The 21,079-nt window shown below is 62.5% G+C and carries 24 protein-coding genes and 1 tRNA gene; 14 read left to right on the forward strand and 11 right to left on the reverse strand.

Annotated elements, in window-relative coordinates; genetic code table 11:
- Positions 1–97: 97 nt before the first annotated feature.
- A tRNA-Ser gene (locus Q0799_RS09405) sits at positions 98–188 on the reverse strand.
- A 150-nt stretch (positions 189–338) separates the two neighbouring features.
- Here Q0799_RS09405 and Q0799_RS09410 point away from each other — a divergent pair.
- Positions 339–878 (forward strand): putative metalloprotease CJM1_0395 family protein, encoded by a 540-nt coding sequence (locus Q0799_RS09410; protein ID WP_298397564.1) that lies wholly within the window; start codon positions 339–341, stop codon positions 876–878.
- Between the two features lie 7 nt (positions 879–885).
- Here the strand turns inward: Q0799_RS09410 and Q0799_RS09415 are convergent, their stop codons facing one another.
- Positions 886–1,698: an inositol monophosphatase family protein gene (locus Q0799_RS09415; protein ID WP_028995815.1), complete on the reverse strand. Its 813-nt coding sequence runs from the start codon at positions 1,696–1,698 to the stop codon at positions 886–888.
- Between the two features lie 70 nt (positions 1,699–1,768).
- Here Q0799_RS09415 and Q0799_RS09420 point away from each other — a divergent pair, with 70 nt between their 5' ends.
- Positions 1,769–2,530: an RNA methyltransferase gene (locus Q0799_RS09420; RefSeq protein WP_298397567.1), complete on the forward strand. Its 762-nt coding sequence runs from the start codon at positions 1,769–1,771 to the stop codon at positions 2,528–2,530.
- 3 nt (positions 2,531–2,533) lie between these two features.
- Here Q0799_RS09420 and Q0799_RS09425 read toward each other — a convergent pair whose 3' ends face one another.
- Genes Q0799_RS09425 through rlmF form a run of 4 tightly spaced genes read right to left on the reverse strand, consistent with a single transcriptional unit; the run spans position 2,534 to position 5,178 of the window.
- Positions 2,534–2,983 (reverse strand): YaiI/YqxD family protein, encoded by a 450-nt coding sequence (locus Q0799_RS09425; RefSeq protein ID WP_298397569.1) that lies wholly within the window; start codon positions 2,981–2,983, stop codon positions 2,534–2,536.
- Position 2,984: 1 nt separating this feature from the next.
- Positions 2,985–3,290, reverse strand: coding sequence for a hypothetical protein (locus Q0799_RS09430; protein WP_298397571.1), 306 nt, complete (start codon positions 3,288–3,290; stop codon positions 2,985–2,987).
- Entirely contained in the window at positions 3,287–4,150 is an 864-nt protein-coding gene (gene asd / locus Q0799_RS09435; RefSeq protein ID WP_298397573.1) for an archaetidylserine decarboxylase, read from the reverse strand. The genes Q0799_RS09430 and asd overlap by 4 nt, the downstream gene beginning before the upstream one ends.
- 29 nt (positions 4,151–4,179) lie before the next feature.
- Positions 4,180–5,178, reverse strand: coding sequence for a 23S rRNA (adenine(1618)-N(6))-methyltransferase RlmF (rlmF, locus tag Q0799_RS09440; protein ID WP_298397575.1), 999 nt, complete (start codon positions 5,176–5,178; stop codon positions 4,180–4,182).
- 166 nt (positions 5,179–5,344) lie between these two features.
- On the opposite strand from rlmF, the gene Q0799_RS09445 reads away from it, so the two are divergent.
- Positions 5,345–7,045 carry an ATP-binding protein gene (locus Q0799_RS09445; RefSeq protein ID WP_298397577.1) on the forward strand — a complete coding sequence of 567 codons (1,701 nt, stop codon included), beginning with the start codon at positions 5,345–5,347 and terminating at the stop codon, positions 7,043–7,045.
- A 51-nt stretch (positions 7,046–7,096) separates the two neighbouring features.
- Here the strand turns inward: Q0799_RS09445 and Q0799_RS09450 are convergent, their stop codons facing one another.
- Together Q0799_RS09450 and Q0799_RS09455 are read right to left on the reverse strand one after the other, a co-directional pair.
- Entirely contained in the window at positions 7,097–7,360 is a 264-nt protein-coding gene (locus Q0799_RS09450) for a hypothetical protein (RefSeq protein ID WP_298397579.1), read from the reverse strand.
- Between the two features lie 110 nt (positions 7,361–7,470).
- Entirely contained in the window at positions 7,471–8,628 is a 1,158-nt protein-coding gene (locus Q0799_RS09455; RefSeq protein WP_298397581.1) for an NnrS family protein, read from the reverse strand.
- Positions 8,629–8,800: 172 nt separating this feature from the next.
- Between Q0799_RS09455 and Q0799_RS09460 the strand changes: the two genes are divergently transcribed.
- From Q0799_RS09460 to Q0799_RS09475, 4 genes are all read left to right on the forward strand, one after another.
- Positions 8,801–10,057 (forward strand): nitronate monooxygenase, encoded by a 1,257-nt coding sequence (locus Q0799_RS09460; RefSeq protein ID WP_298397583.1) that lies wholly within the window; start codon positions 8,801–8,803, stop codon positions 10,055–10,057.
- 18 nt (positions 10,058–10,075) lie between these two features.
- Positions 10,076–11,305 (forward strand): porin, encoded by a 1,230-nt coding sequence (locus Q0799_RS09465; RefSeq protein ID WP_298397586.1) that lies wholly within the window; start codon positions 10,076–10,078, stop codon positions 11,303–11,305.
- Positions 11,306–11,309: 4 nt separating this feature from the next.
- Positions 11,310–11,738 (forward strand): hypothetical protein, encoded by a 429-nt coding sequence (locus Q0799_RS09470; protein WP_298397589.1) that lies wholly within the window; start codon positions 11,310–11,312, stop codon positions 11,736–11,738.
- A 92-nt stretch (positions 11,739–11,830) separates the two neighbouring features.
- Positions 11,831–12,271, forward strand: coding sequence for a CBS domain-containing protein (locus Q0799_RS09475; protein ID WP_298397592.1), 441 nt, complete (start codon positions 11,831–11,833; stop codon positions 12,269–12,271).
- On the opposite strand, the gene Q0799_RS09480 is transcribed toward Q0799_RS09475, so the two are convergent.
- The 3 genes from Q0799_RS09480 to Q0799_RS09490 form a co-directional block, all read right to left on the reverse strand.
- Positions 12,265–12,996 carry a tRNA pseudouridine(65) synthase TruC gene (locus Q0799_RS09480; RefSeq protein ID WP_298397595.1) on the reverse strand — a complete coding sequence of 244 codons (732 nt, stop codon included), beginning with the start codon at positions 12,994–12,996 and terminating at the stop codon, positions 12,265–12,267. The two genes, Q0799_RS09475 and Q0799_RS09480, sit on opposite strands and share 7 nt — an antisense overlap.
- Positions 12,989–13,972, reverse strand: coding sequence for an aldolase/citrate lyase family protein (locus Q0799_RS09485; RefSeq protein ID WP_298397599.1), 984 nt, complete (start codon positions 13,970–13,972; stop codon positions 12,989–12,991). Before Q0799_RS09485 ends, Q0799_RS09480 begins: the two co-directional genes overlap by 8 nt.
- A 69-nt stretch (positions 13,973–14,041) precedes the next feature.
- Positions 14,042–15,034 (reverse strand): malate dehydrogenase, encoded by a 993-nt coding sequence (locus Q0799_RS09490; protein ID WP_298397603.1) that lies wholly within the window; start codon positions 15,032–15,034, stop codon positions 14,042–14,044.
- Between the two features lie 222 nt (positions 15,035–15,256).
- Here Q0799_RS09490 and Q0799_RS09495 point away from each other — a divergent pair, with 222 nt between their 5' ends.
- The 7 genes from Q0799_RS09495 to gltA all read left to right on the forward strand — a co-directional run bounded on the left by Q0799_RS09495 (position 15,257) and on the right by gltA (position 20,980).
- Positions 15,257–15,985: a GntR family transcriptional regulator gene (locus tag Q0799_RS09495; protein ID WP_298397899.1), complete on the forward strand. Its 729-nt coding sequence runs from the start codon at positions 15,257–15,259 to the stop codon at positions 15,983–15,985.
- A gap of 131 nt (positions 15,986–16,116) precedes the next feature.
- Positions 16,117–16,497, forward strand: a complete 381-nt coding sequence (sdhC, locus tag Q0799_RS09500) for a succinate dehydrogenase, cytochrome b556 subunit (RefSeq protein ID WP_298397606.1) — start codon at positions 16,117–16,119, stop codon at positions 16,495–16,497.
- The gene (gene sdhD / locus Q0799_RS09505) at positions 16,494–16,841 is read left to right on the forward strand and encodes a succinate dehydrogenase, hydrophobic membrane anchor protein (RefSeq protein WP_298397609.1); all 348 of its coding nucleotides are present in this window, start codon (positions 16,494–16,496) and stop codon (positions 16,839–16,841) included. The genes sdhC and sdhD overlap by 4 nt, the downstream gene beginning before the upstream one ends.
- A 2-nt stretch (positions 16,842–16,843) precedes the next feature.
- Positions 16,844–18,628, forward strand: coding sequence for a succinate dehydrogenase flavoprotein subunit (gene sdhA / locus Q0799_RS09510; RefSeq protein ID WP_298397612.1), 1,785 nt, complete (start codon positions 16,844–16,846; stop codon positions 18,626–18,628).
- A gap of 12 nt (positions 18,629–18,640) precedes the next feature.
- The gene (locus tag Q0799_RS09515; RefSeq protein ID WP_028995007.1) at positions 18,641–19,351 is read left to right on the forward strand and encodes a succinate dehydrogenase iron-sulfur subunit; all 711 of its coding nucleotides are present in this window, start codon (positions 18,641–18,643) and stop codon (positions 19,349–19,351) included.
- Positions 19,351–19,617 carry a succinate dehydrogenase assembly factor 2 gene (locus tag Q0799_RS09520; protein ID WP_028995008.1) on the forward strand — a complete coding sequence of 89 codons (267 nt, stop codon included), beginning with the start codon at positions 19,351–19,353 and terminating at the stop codon, positions 19,615–19,617. The genes Q0799_RS09515 and Q0799_RS09520 overlap by 1 nt, the downstream gene beginning before the upstream one ends.
- Positions 19,618–19,681: 64 nt before the next feature.
- Entirely contained in the window at positions 19,682–20,980 is a 1,299-nt protein-coding gene (gene gltA / locus Q0799_RS09525) for a citrate synthase (protein ID WP_298397618.1), read from the forward strand.
- Positions 20,981–21,079: the final 99 nt, after the last annotated feature.

Raw genomic sequence — 21,079 nt, forward strand, 5'->3', positions numbered from 1 at the left:
TCGGAACCCTACCATGACCCCGATGGGAAACAAATATCCACATGCCAGCAAATGAAAAAACCCGCTGGGCGATGGCCGAGCGGGTTTTCATGTGTCCTGGCGGAGAGGGCGGGATTCGAACCCGCGGTGGGCTATTAACCCACACACGCTTTCCAGGCGTGCGACTTAAACCGCTCATCCACCTCTCCGGAAGCCGCGCATTGTAGCAGAAGCGCGGAGTGGGTCAATCAAATGTCCGTGATTTTGTGTTCAATGGCCTTTCTGCCGGACGCGAAAATTGATTAAATCGCATCAGCGCCTAAGATGAATCACGGGTATTGGTTTTCAACAGGGTTTTGATGAACGTTTCAGGTGTCAGTGCGGGAGGTAGCGCCTATGCATCGGTCGCCAGTCGATCGGGGCAGGGCGGGGCTACGTCCGGTGCGGCCAAAACCCTGACGCCGGAGGAGCAGCAACAGGTCGCCGAGTTGAAGAAGATCGATCGTCAGGTTCGTCAGCACGAAATGGCGCATATGGCGGCTGGTGCCGGGATGGTCACTTCGGGGGCCAGCTACAGTTATCGCAAGGGGCCGGATGGGGTGAATTACGCCGTGGCCGGTGAAGTGCGGATCGATACTTCGCCGGGACGTACCCCCGAAGAAACGGTGTCGCGGGCACAGCGTATCCGCGGGGCGGCACTGGCACCGTCCGATCCTTCACCGCAGGACAGGGCAGTGGCCGCTGCCGCTACCCAGATGGAAGTTTCGGCTCGTATGGAAATGAGCCAGCAGCGGGCGGCCGCAATGCGTGGCAGCGAGGAAGAAGGGCGTGGCCGCCTGGCGGCCTACGATTCAACGCCCAGGTCGGCCGCAGGGACTACGGTCAATACCTGGGCGTGAAGCGGGTTCAGCCGCGGATCGATTCCGGCAGCTTGTCCTCGATCAGCTTGAGCAGCGGGGCGAAGACCTTGGGCGTGCCGGCGATCAGGTTGCCGGTTTCCAGGTAGTTGGCTTCGCCGCGCAGGTCGCTGACCAGGCCACCCGCTTCCGAGATCAGCAGGGCGCCGGCAGCCATGTCCCACGGGGCCAGGCCGAATTCCCAGAAGCCGTCGTAACGGCCGCAGGCGACATAGGCCAGGTCGAGCGAGGCGGCGCCGGGACGGCGCTGGCCGGCGGTCTTTTCCGCCAGTTCCTTGAAGATGGCCAGGTAGAGGTCGATCTTGTCGAATTCGCGATAGGGAAAGCCGGTACCGATCAGGGCTTCGCCCAGGCGGGTGCGCCGGGAGACGCGGATGCGGCGCTCGTTGAGGAAGGCACCGGCACCCTTGGAGGCGGTGAACAGTTCATTGCGGTTGGGGTCGAAGACGACCGCGTGTTCGAGGACGTTGCCACGGGCCAGGGCGATCGACACGGCGTATTGCGGCATGCCGTGGATGAAGTTGGTGGTGCCGTCGAGCGGATCGATGATCCACTGGTACTCGGCGTCGCGGCCGCCCTTGGCCGGGGTGACGCCGGACTCCTCTGCTAGAATGCCGTAATTCGGATAAGCCTCGGTCAGCACTTCGATGATCGCCGCTTCGGCTGCCTTGTCGACCTCGGTGACGAAGTCGTTCGGCTGCTTCGACGAAACCTTGAGCATGTCGAGGTCGTTGGAAGCGCGGTTGATGATCTGGCCAGCGCGACGCGCGGCCTTGACGGCGATATTGATGACTGGATGCATGGCTTATGAAAGAGCGATCGGTGGGCCGTGACCCGCCGATTCATATTTGGGAAAGCGCGAATTTTACACCATGAAACCAGAAGTCCTGTTGTCCCGCATCAGGGTGGTCCTGTGCCGCCCCAGCCACCCGGGAAATATCGGCGCGGCGGCGCGGGCGATGAAGACCATGGGGCTGTCCGACATGCGTCTGGTCAGCCCGAAGCAGTTTCCCGATCCGGAAGCCGATACCCGGGCGACCGGCGCCGTTGACCTGCTGGCCAGCGCCAGGGTCAGCGATTCGCTGGCCGAGGCCCTGCACGGTTGTGTCTTCGCCGTTGCCCTGTCGGCGCGGCAGCGCGATCTGGGGCCGACCATCGGCACGCCGCGCGACACCATGGCGCGCTTGCTCGAACGGGCGAGCCTGGGCGAGGTGGCGCTGGTGTTCGGTAACGAAACCATGGGCCTGTCCAACGAGGAAGTCCTGCAGTGCCAGGCGGCGGTGACCATTCCGACCAATCCGGATTTCAGTTCGCTCAATCTCGGGGCTGCCGTCCAGGTGCTCTGCTACGAATGCCGGATGGCGGCGTTTTCCGGTGCGGCACCGCTGCGTGAGCAACTGACCACCCCGTTCACCGCACCGCCGGCCACGCATGACGAGATCGAGGGGCTGTACGGCCATCTCGAGGCGGTGATGACCGAAACAGGCTTTTTCAACCCGGCGCAGCCTGGCCGTTTGCTACCCAAGTTGCGTCGGCTGTTTGGCCGGGCCGATCTGGAGCGGGACGAAGTCAATATCCTGCGCGGCATCCTGGCGGCGACGCAACAGCGCACCGGCCACGGCCGCAAGAACTAACCACTAACCCGGAATTTTCGCCAGGAAGCGGTCGAGTTGGTTGGCGAAAGCCTGCCGGTCGGCCTGGCTGAAAGCGGCCGGGCCGCCGGTCTCGATGCCGGCGGCGCGCAGGCCTTCCATGAAATCGCGCATGTTCAGGCGCTCGCGGATGGTTGCCGTGGTGTACAGCTCGCCACGCGGGTTGATCGCATGTGCACCGCGTTCGATGACCTGTGCGGCAAGCGGGATGTCGGCGGTGACGACGAGGTCACCGGTGCTCAGTTGGTCGACGATGTGCGCGTCGGCGACATCGAAGCCGCTGGCTACCTGGATGGCGCGGATGAACTTCGACGGCGGCGTGCGCAGCATCTGGTTGGCCACCAGCGTGGTTTTGATCTGTTTGCGTTCGGCGGCGCGGTAGATGATTTCCTTGATGACGCCGGGGCAGGCGTCGGCATCGACCCAGATCTGCATCTCAGTCGTGGAAGGCCAGCCAGGCGGCGAGTCCGAAGAACACGATCATCAGGTAGCCGGCGATGCCGCCGATCAGCATCTGCTTGTCGCCTTGACGGCCGAGCGGCAGCATCTCGGTGACCTGGACACGGCGACCGTAACGCGCTTCGCCGGCCTGGCCGATGCGGATCGAGACCAGCGAGGCGGCGATGCCGAGGGTGATCAGCAGCGGCACCGGCGTGTACGCCCAGGCGATCCACAGCATCGGCAGGAAAATGGCCAGGGCGCTGACGCTGCGCATCAGCAGGATGGCGCGCTTGTCGTTCATGCGCCCTCCCGTGCGGTCTTCTGCCCCATCGCCTCGCCCATGCGGATGGCGCGGGCCGGTGCCCAGTCGGGATTGAAGCTCAGGGTGTTCTTCGGGAACAACATGACGACGGTCGAGCCGAGCAGGAAGCGGCCCATTTCCTCGCCCTTCTTCAGCCTGACCACGGTCTCGCCGTCGTAGCGCCATTCGCGGACAACGCCCGGGCGCGGCGGATTGACGATGCCGTGCCAGACGGTGGCCATGCTGCCGACGATGGTGGCGCCGACCAGCACCAGCACGAAGGGACCGCTGGCGGTGTCGAAGACGCAGACGACGCGCTCGTTACGCGCGAACAGTCCGGGCACGCCGCGCGCCGTGGTCGGGTTGACCGAGAACAGCGCGCCGGGAACGTGGATCATCCGCGTCAACTGGCCGTCGCAGGGCATGTGGATGCGGTGGTAGTCGCGCGGGCTGAGGTAGAGGGTGGCGAAACTGCCGTTCTCGAACTGCGCGCCGAGTTCGCGGTCACCGCCGACCAGCGCGGTGGTCGAATAGCTGTGGCCCTTGGCCTGGAATACCTGGTCGCGCTCGATCGCGCCGAACCGGCTGATCGCGCCGTCGACCGGGCAGAGGAAATCCGCTGCCGCCGGCAGGCGGGCGTCATCCTTGAGCGGCCGGGTGAAGAATTCGTTGAAGCTCTTGTAGCTGGCGATGTCAGGATTGGCTGCCTCGGCCATGTTTACCCCGTAACGGCCGACAAACCAGCGGATCACCGCGGTGGTCAGCGCGCCGGCTTCAGCGGAAGCCAGTCGCCCGGCGAGGCGGGTCAGCGCCTGTTTGGGCAGCAGGTATTGGGGTAGGACGGCAAGGCGATCGGACACAGGCAGGATTCCAGTACGAAAACCAGGGATTATAAGGGCTCGCTTGCCGCCGGTATGTCATCGCCTGTGACAGGGGTGCCAAATGCCGGGGTTGAGGACCAGCGCTCGCGCCGCCACTTCTCCCGGTCACCGTTGGCACAGAAGGTCCAGGCAATCAGCCGGCTCTGCTTCTGGCCCTGCGCCATCGGGATGATGCGCGATTCGACGACCTTGGCCTTTTTCAGCGCGGCTTCGATGTGCGGCAGGTTGTCGGCTTGCGACAGCAGACTGGTGAACCACAGCACGCGCTTGGGGATGTTGCAGCTCTGCTCGATCATCGATTTGACGAAGGCCCGTTCGCCGCCATTGCACCAGAGTTCGGTACCGCCGCCGCCGAAGTTGAGGCGCGGCTGGGCGCTGCCTTTTTTGGCGCCGGGTTTGCCGAGGTTGTTCCACTTGCGCTGGCTGACCGCCAGCACTTCGTCGGGCGAGTTGTGGAAGGGCGGGTTGCAGATCGACAGGTCGAAACTTTCGCCGCTGCGCAGCAAGCCGGTGAAGATGTTGTCCCAGACCGGCTGGTGGCGAAGTTCGATGCTGCCGGCCAGTTCCGGGTTCTTGGCGAGGATTTTCTGCGCGTTGGCCAGCGCCGCTTCGTCGATATCGACGCCGAGGAAGGACCAACCGTATTCGGCGTGGCCGATCAGCGGGTAGACCAGATTGGCGCCGGTGCCGATGTCGAGTACGCGCACGCCGGCACCGCCGGGAATGTTCTTCTTGTTGCAGCTGGCGAGCAGGTCGGCGACGCTGTGCAGGTAGTCGGCGCGGCCGGGGATCGGTGGGCACAGGTAGCCTTCCGGAATCTCCCAGCCCTTGACCTGATAGTGGTGCATGAGCAGCGCGCGGTTGAGCGCCTTGACCGCCGCCGGGTTGGCGAAATCGATGCTGGCGGTGCCGGCCGGCGTGGTCTTGATGTGCTTCGCCAGTGCCGCCGAAGTGGGGGTCAGGGCGGCGAGGTCGTAGCCGTTGGCGTTCTTGTTGCGCGGGTGCATGGCGGTCTTTTCTTCTACGGGGAGCGGATTGTCCCACGAAAGCCTGTCGCAAGCACGACAATGGCGGCTTGCGCCAATTGTTTGATTTTTAATGCTTTGGCCGCGTCGGTCGCAAGGCACGAAACTGGCTAGTTGTTGCTCGGTTCAATTGCCAGGGAGGCAGCCGATGAAGTTGCAGATCGACCGAGCGCACATCGAAACGATGTTGCAGCGTTTTCCGCGTCTTGAATTTGTCCGCGAGCAGTTGCGTTTCGGCAATCGCGTCGAACTCGGCTTCCAGCAACTCGAAGCGACCGAGCTCGATTTGCTGCAATCCCTGTACGCGACCGGCGATGCCGAACTGCGGGCCCGGGCAGCGCAGATCGCCACCTTGCGCCGGGCCTTTGCCGAGGACGGTCGGCGCTTCGCGGCGGAAGAACTGGAAATGGCGGTGCCGGCGATAGCCCGTTATCTCGCCGAAGACGCCACGCGCGGCTGGGTGTTTTCGGCGGCGATCACCGGCAAGCCGCTGGCCTGGGTGGTGACGCGGCTCGATTACACGCCGCCGTCGGAAGAGGAGAGCGGCAAGATCTTCGTCGAACTGAAGGCCAATTCGCGCGCCCGCATGGCCACGGCGACGCTGCGTATCACCGGGCCGGACATTGCCGGTCGGACGATTCCCGAAATCCTGGCCGGCAAGGGCTATGTCAAGGAAACGCCGGACCTGCTGGCGAGCTACGACGAAGCGGCCGCCCTGTATTTCGACTGGCGGGCGCAGTACGGCGCGCAGTTTTCCGGCACCGGCACCGGCTGGTTCGCCGAGAACCCGACGGCGACGCATCGCGATACCGACTATTCGCGCAAAGACCAGATCATCCTGTCGTCGACCGGCTCGCCGGCGCGCCTGGTCAACGACGAGAGCATCCTCGGCGAGCGCGTGCTGGCGCTCGATGCCAGCGGCGACATCCTGGCCAAGTTCGTGCGCCGCGTGCAGCGCAACTCGCGGCTGTCGGGCAAGGAGGAAAGCGAAGTCGAGGAAACCCGCGACGGCATCGCCAAGGGCTTGTTCACCGAACTGCCGGTGCATTTTTACATCCTGATGTTCCACCTCGACCTGCACCACTACGTCTGGGTCCATGTGGACGACATGGCGCCCTACGCCTATCAGCCGGAACTCAAGGACAAGCTGGTGCTGCCGCCGGAACAGACCGACCTGATCGACATCCTGACCGCCGAGATGGACGTATTGATGGACGACATCGTTGCCGGCAAGTCGGGCGGCACGACGGTGCTCTGCGCCGGGCCGCCGGGCGTCGGCAAGACGCTGACCGCCGAGGTGTATTCGGAGATCATCCGCCGCCCGCTCTATCGCGTGCATTCCGGCCAACTCGGCCTGAACGTCGCCGAGATGGAAAAGACGCTGAAGGAAGTCCTGACCCGCGCCCAGCGCTGGGGTGCGGTCATGCTGATCGACGAGGCCGACGTCTACATCAAGCGGCGCGACGACAACATCACGATGAACGCCGTGGTCGGCGTCTTCTTGCGCGTGCTGGAGTATTTCAACGGCCTGCTGTTCCTGACGACCAACCGGGTGGACGATATCGACGAGGCCATCGTCTCACGCTGCATCGCGCTGATCCGCTTCCATTCGCCCGGCCGCGACGACCGCCGGAAAATCTGGGGCGTCATGGCGGCGCAGTTCGGGCTGGCCGTCGATGCGGCGCTGCTCGACCGTCTGCCGGACATCTTTCCGCAGGCTTCCGGGCGCGACATCAAGGGGCTGGCCAAACTGGTCGCCAAGTACTGCAGCCAGAAGCGGGTGGCGGCTGGCGAGGAAGTATTTCGCCGTTGCTCGATGTTCCGTGCGCTTGAGCAGGCGCAAGGCTAGGGGGCTGCTACTGACGGCAAGCGTGGTCAGGTGCTGCCGGGCGGCGTCGCCTTATCTGAGGAAAGCCACGGCATAAGCGACAACCGCAGCCGTGGGCAGGAAGATGCCACCAAGAAGAAGCCAAGTGCGGCGCAGGGCTTGCTCGATCTTGTTGACCTGCGCTTCGATGCAATCCTGAATCTGACGCATCTGCTGACTCAGCTTGTCGTTGCCGCCGTGACCGTTCAGGGGGAGCGGGCATGTCGTGGCGTGAATTTGGCCCGGTTCGGGTTGATGCGGGCAACCATAACAACGGGTGATCGAGCGAGCGGTCATGATCGAATCCTTGATTGTCACAATGTCAATCGCATTATAAATAAATGTGATGACATGACAATGACAAAATGATTCGTTTTGCCCGGTCCTCGGGAATTACGCGTGAAGGTTCAATGTTCGCGCCCGTCGATACGCGGTTTCAGCAGCATCGGAATACAGCGCCAGCCGAGCAGGCCGAAGGCCAGCAGCCAGCAGCTTGCAGCGGCATGGATGCTGGCCAGGTAAAGGTCGGGTACGAATTGCGGGAGGCCGATGCGGATCGCCAGCGCCGCCAGCATGAGGTAGAGGATGCCGCGGTCGAGCGGCGAGAAGATCACTTTCCTGCCGGTGTGGCCTTTGGCGATGCGGATGATCATCGCCGGGATGACGCAGCCCATGGCGCCGAAGGTGAACAGGTGGGTCGTCACCGAGCCGACCCATCCAGGTTCGATAAATTGCGCCAGTGCAGACATCAGCAACTGGCCGGCGATGGCCAGATAGCCGACGTACATGATGCCGATGTCGATGCGGCGCAAGGCCAGCAGCGGTTTCCAGAAGACGAAACGGACCAGCAGCAGTAACGCCAGTGCCAGCGACAGGGCGGCACCAAGACTTGCGGGCATCAGGAAACTGCCGACCAGGACCAGGCCGAGCAGTTTGATCGGCATGTCCAGGCGCGGCTGGCGCAGGATCTGCACCTGGAAGGCGGCTTTCATGAACTGGCTCAGCGTGCGTTCGAGCATGACCAGGAAAGCCAGCCGGAAAAGCGCCAGCGTCATCTCGCTGCCGGCGCCGAAGTCGCCGTGCAGCATCAGTTGCTTGGCGACGATGAAGACCGGTAGCAGGACGACGAAGAAGGCATTGTCGCGGTAGCTGTCATGCTCCCGGTAACGGATCAGCGTCCACACCAGCATGGCGACGATGCTGCCGAGAAAGAGATTGCTCGACAGCAGGAACAGCGGCACCGGCCAGTCGCCGCCGATGGCCATGCCCAGGCGTTCGAGCAGCCAGGCAAGGGTGAGCAAGGCGAGAGCGGCGCCATGGTGGCCGCGGATATTGACCCAATTCTTGGTCGAGGTCAGCAGGAAGCCGCCGAGCACCGCCCAGCCGAAGCCGAAGAACATCTCGTGGGCGTGCCAGCGCAAGGCATCGACCGGACTGGCGTCGAGGTTCCCGGTGCCGGAGTAAACCATGGCCCAGGCGAGCGGCAGCAGTGCCCCGGCGATGCAGGCAAGCAGGAAAAATGGGCGGAAACCGACCAGCCAGAGCGGGTGATGCAGGAGGTTCATGGCGCAACCGTTTCGATGAAAGCGTAAAACGTCGCAACTTTACCAAGCGGGCGTGGCCGAATATTTGATTTATCCGATGGCGGCGCGCAGTCGCGGGGACATTGGCGTAAAATTACGCCCTTGACCGGGCGTGGAGAGAGACATCAGCCCGGCGGGTTTATTAAGGACTAAGATGAAGCGTGTTGATGATTTCCGCTTGCGTTTCGGCAAGCACGAGCTGGTTCCGATCATGATCGGCGGCATGGGTGTCGATATTTCGACCGCCGACCTGGCCCTGGAGGCAGCGCGCCTCGGTGGCGTCGGCCATATTTCCGATGCGATGATCAACACGGTCTCCGATCGGCGCTACGAAACCAAGCACGTCAAGGAAAAGCTCGCGCTGTACAAGTACAACGTTAACAACGAGGACAAGTCGCCGGTCAAGTTCGACCTCGGCCGCCTCGAAGAGGCAACCCGCCTGCACGTTGAAGCGACGATGGCGCGCAAGCAGGGCAGCGGCATGGTCTTCATCAACTGCATGGAAAAGCTGACCATGAACGCGCCGCGCGAGACCCTCAAGGTCCGCATGTCGGCCGCGCTCGATGCCGGTATCGACGGCATCACCCTGGCCGCCGGCCTGCATCTCGGCTCCTTTGGCCTGATCGAGGATCACCCGCGTTTCCGCGATGCCAAGCTCGGCATCATTGTTTCTTCGGTCCGCGCCCTGCAACTCTTCCTGAAGAAGAGCGCGCGCACCAACCGCATGCCCGATTATGTCGTCGTTGAAGGCCCGCTGGCTGGTGGTCACCTCGGCTTTGGCATGGACTGGGCGCAATACGACCTGGCGACCATCGTCGCCGAGGTCATGCAGTACCTGAGAGATGAGCATCTCGATATTCCGGTGATTCCGGCCGGTGGCATCTTCACCGGTACCGACGCCACCCAGTTCCTCGAAGCCGGCGCAGCCGCCGTCCAGGTGGCAACGCGCTTCACCGTGGCGGCAGAATGCGGCCTGCCCGATGCTGCCAAGCAGGAGTACTTCAAGGCGACCGAGGACGACATCGAGGTCAACCAGATCTCGCCGACCGGCTATCCGATGCGCATGATCAAGTCCAGCCCGGGTATCGGCGACGGCATCCGCCCGAATTGCGAAGCCTACGGCTACCTGCTCGATGCCAGCGGCAAGTGTTCCTACATCACCTCGTACAACCGCGAAGTCGCCGCACATCCCGAGGCGCGCAAGGTCAAGGTCTGGGACAAGACCTGTCTGTGTACCCACATGCGCAACTTCGAGATCTGGACCTGTGGCCAGCTGACCTGGCGCCTGAAGGACACGACCCGCAAACTGGACGACGGCACTTATCAGATATTGAGTGCCGAACACATCTTCAAGGATTATCAGTTCAGCACGGATCAGCAGGTCGCCTTGCCGGAGCCCGCTACGCGTTAATTCAAACGGAGGCCAGGCATGTCCGGGCTAGGAAATCGCATCTGTCGCCGGGGGGGCTGGCAGCGTCTGGTCCTCCTGTTGTCCTCCGGTCTGTTCTGCGCCGCGGCGTTGGCGGCACCCGGTGATTCGTTCACTCTTCAGGGCTTCGGTACGCTGGGCGCCGTACGCACCACCTCCGACCATGTCGAGTTTGTCCGCGACCTGTCGCAGGCGCGCGGCGCGACCGACGCATGGACCGGCAAGACCGACAGCGCCCTTGGGCTGCAGGCCAACTGGCAGGTCAATCCCCAGTGGCAGGCGGTGGCGCAGGTGCTCAGCCGCTATCGTTTCGACCGGACCTTTCACCCCGAACTGGCCTGGGCTTTCGTCAAGTTCGAGCCGTCGCCCAACCTGAGTTTGCGGGCCGGCCGTCTCGGAACCGAATTTTTCATGCTGGCCGATTCGCGCTGGGTCGGCTATTCCTTCCTGACGGTCCGTCCGCCCGGCGATTATTTCTGGCACCTTCCGTTCTACAGCATTCACGGCGCCGACGCCTCGCTGGCCGTGCCGCTGGGCGAGGGGGTGATGCGCGGCAAGGTATTCTACGGACAGTCGCGCGGCAATATCCCGCTGGCCGACGAACAGTGGGATATCCGCCGCTCGCCCATGCTCGGCGGCTATCTCGAATATCAACTGGGCGGGCTCCAGCTTCGCGGCAGTTACGCCAATATCCGTTTCCGCAACGATCTGCCGCTGGCGCCGGTGCTGGCCAAGGAAAACAACATTGCTCTGCCGGCGGCCGCTGCGCAGTACCTGAAAACCCGCGATACCCGTACGCATTACTACTCGCTCGGTCTGGTTTACGACAAGGGGCCGTTCCAGGCCCAGTTGATGCTGAATCACATCGATCAGGGAACCCGCGCGTTGAGCGACTCGAACGCCGGCTATCTGTTGCTGGGTTACCGGATCGGCAAGGTGACGCCTTTTGTCGGCTATTCGCGTGTGCGTTCCAGCGAGCGGCCTAAGCCCTCGCTCGGCGATCCACTCTCGAATCTGGTGGCGGCTTATGTGATCGAAGACTCGCACTCCGACCAGAAAACCATTTTTGCCGGTGCGCGCTGGGACGTTGCCCGCAATGTCGCGCTCAAGGCGCAATGGGACGGCATCCGTGGCGATTCGTCCTCGCTCTTTCCGTATCGCAGGGATGACCGCGCCCGCTGGGATGGGCGGATGGATGTCTTTTCCGTGAGTCTGGACTTCGTGTTCTGAACACATGCGCCGACTTTTTTTCCGGATTGCCCTCATCGTACTGACCGGCCTGGCGGGTGTCGCCCATGCCGAGCTGGTCGTGGTCGTCAACGCCCGTAGCGGTGTTGCCGCGATGACGCGCAACGAGGTCATCAACGTCTTTTTTGGACGGAACCGTCAATTCTTCAATGGCATCGAGGCGATGCCGGTCGATCTCGACGATGCCCACCCGAAACGCGCACAGTTCTACAAGATGCTGGTCGGCAAGGATCTGTCGGAAATCAACGCCTACTGGTCGCGCCAGGTATTCACCGGGCGCATGCAGGCGCCGCCGCGTCTCGCTTCGACCGAGGAGGTGGTCAAGTGGGTGGCGGCCAATCCCGGTGGTATCGGCTTTGTCGAGTTGTCGCGTGCCGACGCGCGGGTGCGCGTGGTCTATGAACTAAAGCGCTGAACAATTTGTCTCCAAACTTGTGCTGGCGGTCATAAAGCCACAATATACGGCTGTCAGGCTGGCACCTGATTCATACCAAAAGGAGACAAGACATGCCCAGAAGAATGATTTGCGATGTGCTTGAAGGCCGTCCGCTGATCACGGCAACCCCGGACATGAATGTTCGTGCGGCCAGCCGGCTGATGGCGGAAAAGCGGATAGGGGCCCTGCTGATCCTGTCGGGCGGTAGCATTGCCGGCATCTTCACCGAGCGCGATGCACTGAATAAGGTGCTGGCGACCGGCCTGGATCCCGATGCCACGCCCCTGTCGGCCGTGATGGTGGCCGATCCGCTGACCATCCGCGAAGACAAGCCCTTGTCGCATGCGCTGCACATGATGGCCGAGGAGGGTTTCCGCCATGTGCCGGTCGTCGACGCCGGCGGACGGGCGATCGGCATGGTGTCGGCGCGCGATGCGCTGGGGCAGGACATGATCGAGCTTGAAGGCGACATGCGCCGCATGGAGGCGCTGGAGTCGTCGATCGGCTACTGAGCCAGGGACCAGCCGAAACGCTTGAGCAGGGCGGCGAAGCTGTCGCCCGGCGGGCATTTCAGATCGATGCTTCGGCCATCCAACGGGTGGCTGAAGCCCAGTTGCGTACACGCCAGCAGCAGCCGGTCGCAGCCCAGGTTTTCGGCGAAATAGCGGTTGTGCCTGCCTTTGCCGTAAGTGGCGTCGCCGATGATCGGGTGGGCGATGTGCTTGAGGTGGCGGCGCAACTGGTGCTTGCGGCCGGTGACCGGTTCCAGTTCAAGCAGCGCGTAGCGGCTGACCGGGTAGCGGTCGACCTCGACCGGTAATTCGATGCTCGCCAGGCGGCGGAAATGGGTCAGTGCGGCCTGAGCTTCCTGGCTGCTGTGCTCGCCCTGGAATTCGTAATCGTCGCGCTGGCGCGTCAACGGGTGGGCGATGCTGCCGCTTTCGGGCGGATGGCCGCGAACGACGGCGAGATAGCGTTTGCTGACCTGACCCTCGGCAAACTGCCGGCCGAGCAGGCTGGCGATTTCCGAACTCAATCCGAACAGCAGGATGCCCGATGTGCCGCGGTCAAGCCGGTGCGCCGGCCAGACTTTCCGGCCGATCTGGTCGCGCAGGATCTGGATCGCGAAACGCGTTTCGTGGCGGTCGATCTCCGAGCGGTGGACGAGTAGCTTGGCCGGCTTGTCGATGGCGACGATATGCTCGTCGCGGTAGAGGATGGGCAGGGTTTCAGGCAAAGAAACGCTGCTTCGCTGCGTCGGGAAGCTCCATGCCGGTGACGTGGGCACGGTCGAGCAACTCCCAGTAATAGCGGTAGGAGGCGCGGTCGTGCAGCTTGCCGGCGTGCTGGATCGGTCCCCAGTCCTTGTCCTGGGCGGCGATCAGGATTTCGCTGGCGGTCTGGACTTCGGAAAAGTCGGGGCGCATGGCTTCGACGATGGGCTGGATCTGGTTGGGATGGATGCTCCACATGCGCAGGTAGCCGAATTCGCGGCGGGCGCGCAGCGCGTCGTTGCGGATGTATTCAATGTCCTTGAGTTCGGTGGTCACGTTGTGCGACGGCACCACGCCGCAGGCCAGCGCGGCGGCGCTGATTTCGCATTTGGCGCGGGCGACCAGCGGATGGTCGAACTGGCCGGGGCTCTTCATGGCGCTGCCGGGAATCGCGCCGTGGTGGCCGGAAACGAAGTCCATCAGGCCGAAGTCGAGCGATTCGACGCCGGGCAGGGCGGCGATCTGCCAGACTTCGCGCAGGGCACCGTGAGTTTCGATCAGGACGTGAACAGGAATCGGCTGCGCGATGCCGCAGCGCTGCTCGATCTCGCGCAGGGCGGCGATCTGCGTCTGCACATCGGCGGCGCTGCAGGGCTTGGGCAGGGTGATGAAGGGCAGGCGACGGCCGGCGATGCCGACCAGGATTTCCAGGTCCTGGCGCCAGTGGGCGTGCGTTACATCGTGGATGCGGGCGCCGACCCGGTTGAAGCGATTGTCGTCGGACAGGATCAGCGCCGCGGCCATTTCGGCGTGCTCGCGCTCGGCGCCGGCATGGGCGCCGTCCTCGCAGTCGCAGGTGATGTCGAAGATCGGGCCGAGTTCCTGCTGCAGTTGCAGCGCCTTCTTCATCAGCTTTTCCGAACCGGCGTAGTGGTCTACGGCAGGCAGGATGGGGAAGGGCTTTTCACCCGCGAACAGGACGTGCTTGGGATGGCGCATGGAATATCGTCGGACAAATGAAAAAAGGCCGCGGTATTTTACCGCGGCCTTTCCGGGTGCTGAAAAGGATTACAGCATGCTGGCGACGGCAGCGCGCTCGTCTTCCAGTTCCTTCAGGGTGATGGCGATCTTGCTCTTGGCGTAATCGTCGATCTCCAGGCCCTTGATCAGGGTGAAGGTGCCGTTCTTGCACTCGCACGGGAAGCCAAAGACCAGGCCTTCCGGGATGCCGTAGCCGTTGTCGGCCGGTGCCGGGATACCCATCGTGACCCACTCGGTCGAGCCGAGATGCCAGTCGCGGATGTGGTCGATGGCGGCGTTGGCGGCCGAAGCGGCGGACGACAGGCCGCGGGCGTCGATGATGGCAGCGCCGCGCTTGCCGACGGTCGGCAGGAAGACGTCGTTGTTCCAGGCGGCATCATTGATGATGTTCTTGACGCTGTCGCCGTTGGAGGTGACGAAACGGTAGTCGGCGTACATCGACGGCGAGTGGTTGCCCCAGACGACCAGTTGCTTGAGCGAGGAGACCGGACGGCCGGACTTCTGGGCCAGTTGGGTCAGCGCACGGTTGTGGTCGAGGCGCAGCATGCCGTGGTAGTTGTTCGGGTTTGTGCGGCCAACCTTGATCGCGGCAGAGCGGGCGATGTAGGCGTTGGTGTTGCAGGGGTTGCCGACGACCAGGACCTTGACGTCTTCCTTGGCGTTTTCGGCGATGGCCTTGCCCTGAACCGTGAAGATGGCGCCGTTGGCGGTCAGCAGGTCGGCACGTTCCATGCCGGGGCCGCGCGGACGGGCACCGACCAGCAGGCAGACGTCGGCGTCCTTGAAGGCGACGTTCGGGTCGTCGGTGGCGACCATGCCGGCGAGCAGCGGGAAGGCGCAGTCGTCGAGTTCCATCATCACGCCCTGCACGGCCTTCTGGGCTTGCGGCAGGTCGAGCAGTTGCAGGATGACCGGCTGATCCTTGCCGAGCATTTCGCCCGAGGCAATACGGAACAGCAGGCTATAACCGATCTGGCCGGCGGCGCCGGTGACGGCAACGCGCATGGGGGCTTTGGACATGAGTCGCTCCTGGTCTTGAGTAGCTTGGTTGAATTGTTTGTGCATCCTGTTGCCGGGTGTTTCTGACCTTGCGTTCTATCGGCAATGGAAGCGCGGATGTTAGAAGTTCGGCGTAGCGCTGTCAATTCATCATGTGTCTTATATAAGACAACTTTTCGTGGACGCTGTCGCCGAATTATGCTGAAATCCCGGGCCATGACCCGTGATGCAAACCGTTCCGCAATGCGCTCGACGGCGCCTACGTTCAGTCCGCTCTACCGGCAGATCAAGGATTTCCTGATTGCCAGCCTGGAGCGCGGCGAGTGGGGGCCGGGTGATGCAATTCCCAGCGAAGGCGAACTGGCGCAGCGTTTCAACGTCAGCCAGGGCACCGTGCGCAAGGCCATCGACGAGATGGCGGCCGAGAACATGCTGGTCCGTCGTCAGGGCAAGGGAACCTTTGTTTCCACGCATAGCGATCCGCGATCCTTCTACCGTTTCCTGCGCCTGTTGCCCGACGACGGTGTGGCGGTCCCGTCGGTCAGCAAGCCCTTTTTCTGCGAAAAGATACCGGCTTCCCAGGAAGTCGCGCGCGAGCTCGGCTTGCAGGTCGGCGACCCGGTCATTCATGTCAAGCGGCTGCTGAGTTTTGCCGGGCAGACCGTCGTCTTCGATCAGCTCTATCTGGTGGGCGACCTGTTCAGCGACCTGACGCTGGAGGCGCTGCGCGCCGGCGAGCGTTCGCTCTACAGTCTTTTCGAAAGCGATTTCGGTGTGCGCATGATCAACGCCGAAGAGCGTCTGCGTGCGGTTGCTGCGGACGCGGAAAGTGCAGGCCATCTGGGGGTGGATGTCGGCGCCCCTTTGTTACTGGTTGAGCGTACCGCTTACACCTATGGCAACAAGCCGGTCGAGTGGCGTCGCGGCCTGTATTGCACGGCACATCACTATTATCGGAATGACCTTGGTTGATCCGGGGTTTATGCATGCCGCAAAAGCACAGCATGACGCGCTTTGCGGGCGTTTTTTAGCTGTATAATTACGGCTCTTTTCAAACCACGTACAAGCGGATAATCCGCACTCTTACGCGAGGGATGGTGTTCATGGCAGAGATGTCCATCAAGAAAAAACGTCCAAAAAACTTGGACTTGACGACCATCAGGTTGCCGTTGCCTGGCAAGGTTTCAATTCTGCATCGTGTCAGCGGTGCCGGCTTGTTCCTGTGCCTTCCGGTAATCATCTGGCTGTTCGGCGCCAGCTTTGAGTCGCCCGAGGCCTTTTCGGCAGTCACTGGAATGTTGCTGGTCAAGGTGATCATTGCCGGTCTGATCTGGGCCTTCGTGCATCACTTCTGCGCTGGTATCCGCTTCCTGCTGCTGGATCTGCATGTCGGCATCGAGAAGGAGGCCGCCCGCAAGTCGGCGGCGGTCGTGTTCGCTGTCAGCATTCCGCTGACCCTGATCCTGTGGGGGGTTCTGCTGTGATCAATCGTATCGTTGTTGGCGCCCATTACGGTCTCAAGGACTGGATTGCCCAGCGCGCCACCGCTGTCATCATGGCTGTGTATACGGTGGTGATGGCGGCTGTTCTGCTCATCGCCCAGCCTTCGGGCTTCGAGGCCTGGAAGGCGATTTTCGCCATCGGCGTGATCAAGTTCCTGACCTTCCTGTTCTTCGTCAGCCTCTTCTACCATGCCTGGATCGGCATGCGTGACCTGTGGATGGATTACATCAAGCCGACCGGCCTGCGCCTGTCGCTGCATGTGCTGACCGTTACCCTGCTGGTGGGTTACACCGCCTGGGTTGCCGCGATTCTCTGGAGGCTGTAAGCGTGAGTATTCCTGTTCTGAAGTTTGATGCGGTCATCGTCGGTGCCGGTGGCGCCGGTCTGCGTTCCGCAATCCAGTTGTCCGAAGCCGGCCTGAAGACGGCCGTCCTGTCCAAGGTCTTCCCGACCCGTTCGCATACCGTTGCCGCCCAGGGTGGTGTTGCCGCCTCGCTCGGCAACTCCGAGGAAGATCACTGGCACTGGCACATGTACGACACCGTCAAGGGTTCCGACTGGCTCGGCGACCAGGACGCGATCGAATTCATGGTGCGCAAGGCCAACGAGTGCGTGGTCGAGCTCGAACATTACGGCATGCCGTTCGACCGTACCGACGACGGCAAGATTTACCAGCGCCCGTTCGGCGGCCACATGTCGAATTTTGGCGAAAAGCCGGTGCGCCGTTCCTGTGCCGCTGCCGACCGTACCGGTCACGCCATGCTGCACGCGATGTATCAGCGCAACGTCAAGGCCAACACCCAGTTCTTCGTCGAATGGATGGCCCTGGACCTGATCCGCGATGCCGAAGGTCATGTCGTCGGTGTCACGGCGATGGAAATGGAGACCGGCCAGGTCGTCATCTTCCACACCCGCGCCACCATCTTCGCGACCGGCGGTGCCGGCCGTATCTTCTACTCCTCGACCAACGCCTTCATCAACACCGGTGACGGCCTGGGCATGGCGGCACGTGCCGGCATCCCGCTCGAAGACATGGAATTCTGGCAATTCCACCCGACCGGCGTCGCCGGTGCAGGCGTGCTGATTACCGAAGGCGTCCGTGGCGAAGGCGGTATCCTGCGCAACGCCAACAAGGAACGCTTCATGGAGCGCTACGCGCCGAACGCCAAGGATCTGGCGTCGCGCGACGTGGTTTCCCGCGCCATGACCACCGAAATTAACGAAGGCCGCGGTTGTGGCGTCAACAAGGACTACGTCCTGCTCGACATCACCCACCTCGATCCGAACACCATCATGAAGCGTCTGCCGGGTATCCGCGAAATCGGCCTGCAGTTCGCCGGTGTCGATTGCATCAAGGAACCGCTGCCGGTCGTCCCGACCTGTCACTACCAGATGGGCGGCATCCCGACGCATTACTCCGGTCGTGTCGTGACCCCGCAGAACGGCGACTACAACACCGTCGTCCCCGGCTTCTACGCCGCCGGCGAATGTGCCTGTGCCTCGGTGCATGGCGCCAACCGCCTGGGTACCAACTCGCTGCTCGACCTGCTGGTCTTCGGCAAGTCGGCCGGCGACTCCGCCGTGGAAGACCTCAAGTCCGGCAAGGCGCATCGCGAACTGCCGAAGGACGCTGCCGAGAAGTCGCTGTCCCGCATCTCCGCCATCGACAATCGCAAGGGCGGTGCCAACGTGCACGAAACCCGTCTGGCCATGCAGCGCACCATGCAGAACCACGCCGGCGTGTTCCGCTTCGGCGACCTGCTCAAGTCCGGCGTCGAGAAGATCCTCGAAGTCGAGAAGGCAGCCCGCGAGCTCGAGATCAAGGACAAGTCGATGGCCTGGAACACGGCCCGTACCGAAGCCCTCGAAATGGAAAACCTGATCGAGGTCGCCAAGGCAACGATGCTCTCCGCCGAGGCCCGCAAGGAATCGCGCGGCGCCCACGTGCGTGACGATGCGCCGGATACCCCGGAATTCCCGAACGGTCGCAACGACGCCGAGTGGCTCAAGCACACGCTGTTCAATCCGGTCGACAACAGCATCTCGTACAAGCCGGTCAACATGCAGCCGCTGACCGTCGAACCCATCGCGCTGAAGACGCGCTCGTACTAATCGGAGAGATACATGAGCAAACGTACGGTTCAATTCAGCATCTACCGCTACGATCCGGACAAGGACGACGCGCCCTACATGCAGGACATCTCGGTCGAGCTCGAGCCGACTGACCGCAAGCTGCTTGATGCCCTGACCAAGCTGAAGGCGAAGGACGACACGCTGTCGTACCGTCGTTCCTGCCGCGAAGGCGTCTGCGGTTCCGATGCGATGAACATCAACGGCAAGAACGGCCTGGCCTGTCTGACCGACATCGACGAACTGAAGCAGCCGATCGTGCTGCGTCCGCTGCCCGGCCTGCCGGTCATCCGCGACCTGATCGTCGACATGACCCAGTTCTTCAAGCAGTACCACTCGATCAAGCCGTACCTGATCAACAACGATCCGGCGCCGGAGCGCGAGCGTCTCCAGTCGCCGGAAGATCGTGAAGAGCTGAACGGCCTCTACGAGTGCATCCTGTGCGCCTGCTGCTCGACCTCCTGTCCGTCGTTCTGGTGGAACCCGGACAAGTTCGTCGGCCCGGCCGGCCTGCTGGCTGCCTACCGTTTCATCGCCGATACGCGCGACCAGGCGACCAACGAGCGCCTCGACAACCTTGAGGACCCGTACCGTCTGTTCCGTTGCCATACCATCATGAACTGTGTTGACGTGTGCCCGAAGGGTCTGAACCCGACCAAGGCCATCGGCAAGATCAAGGACATGATGGTCGCCCGCGCCGTCTGATGGAACGCCAGGACTACGAACGCCTGCGCTGGCGTTGCATCCGCCGCGCACTGCTCGAACTCGACATCACGCTGACGCGTTTTCTCGACGACGGATTCGATCAGTTGACCGAGGAAGAGCAGGCGGCGTTCGTGGATCTGGTCGCGCTGGAGGACCACGACCTCTGGTACCTGATCAGCGGCAAGGAAGAATGTAACGAGGACGAGGCGCGTTTCGTGCCCGTCGTCGAAAAATTACGTAAGTGTTCAGTAAGGTTAGCGGGCTAATTTTGTAACGTTGACCGTATTTTGGCAGCGCAGTGATAACCAACACCTGTAAAGGGAAAAAACCATGACGACCGAACGCAAGGCAACTCTGAGTATCGACGGACAAGCACCTGTCGATTTCCCGATCATGTCCCCGACGCACGGCAACGACTGTGTCGACATCCGTACCCTGGGCGGCAAGACCGGCCTGTTCACCTACGACTCCGGTTTCCTGTCCACCGCCAGCTGCAAGTCCAAGATCACCTTCATCGACGGCGACAAGGGCGAACTGCTGTACCGCGGTTACCCGATCGAGCAACTGGCCGAGAACTGCAACTTCCTCGAAGTTGCCTATCTGCTGAAGAACGGCGAACTGCCGAACGCCTCCCAGAAGGTCAATTTCGAAACCACCATCAAGAAGCACACGATGGTGCATGACCAGCTGACCCGCTTCTACAACGGTTTCCGTCGTGATGCCCATCCGATGGCAGTCATGGTCGGCGTCGTCGGCGCCCTGTCCGCCTTCTACCACGAAGCCATGGACTACTCGGACGCCGAGCACCGCAACATCAGCTTCAACCGCATCGTTGCCAAGTTGCCGACCATCGTCGCCATGGCCTACAAGTACAACACCGGCGCGCCGTTCATGTACCCGGACAACGATCTGGACTACACCGCCAACTTCATGCGCATGATGTTCGGCAACCCGTGCGAGAAGTACGTGCCGAACCCGGTGCTGGTCCGCGCCCTCGACGTCATCTTCACGCTGCATGCCGACCACGAACAGAATGCCTCGACCTCGACCGTCCGTCTGGCCGGTTCGTCGGGCGCCAACCCGTTCGCCTGCATCTCGGCCGGTATCGCCTGCCTGTGGGGCCCGGCACACGGCGGCGCGAACGAAGCCTGCCTGCAGATGCTGGAAGAAATCGGCGACGTGTCGCGCGTTGGCGAGTACATCAAGCGCGCCAAGGACAAGAACGACTCGTTCAAGCTGATGGGCTTCGGCCACCGCGTCTACAAGAACTTCGACCCGCGCGCCAAGCTGATGCGCAAGGTGTGCAACGAAGTGCTGACCGAACTGGGCCTGGAAAACGACCGCCTGTTCAAGCTGGCCATGGAACTGGAAAAGATCGCGCTGGAAGATCCGTACTTCGTCGAGAAGAAGCTCTACCCGAACGTCGACTTCTACTCCGGCATCGTCCAGAAGGCGATCGGTATTCCGACCGAGATGTTCACCTGCATCTTCGCGCTGGCCCGTACGGTTGGCTGGATGACGCAGTGGGAAGAAATGATCTCCGATCCGGAATACAAGATCGGCCGTCCGCGCCAGTTGTACATCGGCGCTGCCAAGCGCGACGTGGTACCGCTCGCCCAACGCGGCTAAGAAAAAGAATCGGGCGGCCGTGGGCCGCCCTTTTTTACATGCGGAGAATTGTCGGACTGCATCCGCAGCGACAGAGAACAAACCCTGGTGGGGACGCCT

It is taken from the genome of uncultured Azonexus sp. (assembly GCF_937982035.1).
Lineage (GTDB): Bacteria > Pseudomonadota > Gammaproteobacteria > Burkholderiales > Rhodocyclaceae > Azonexus.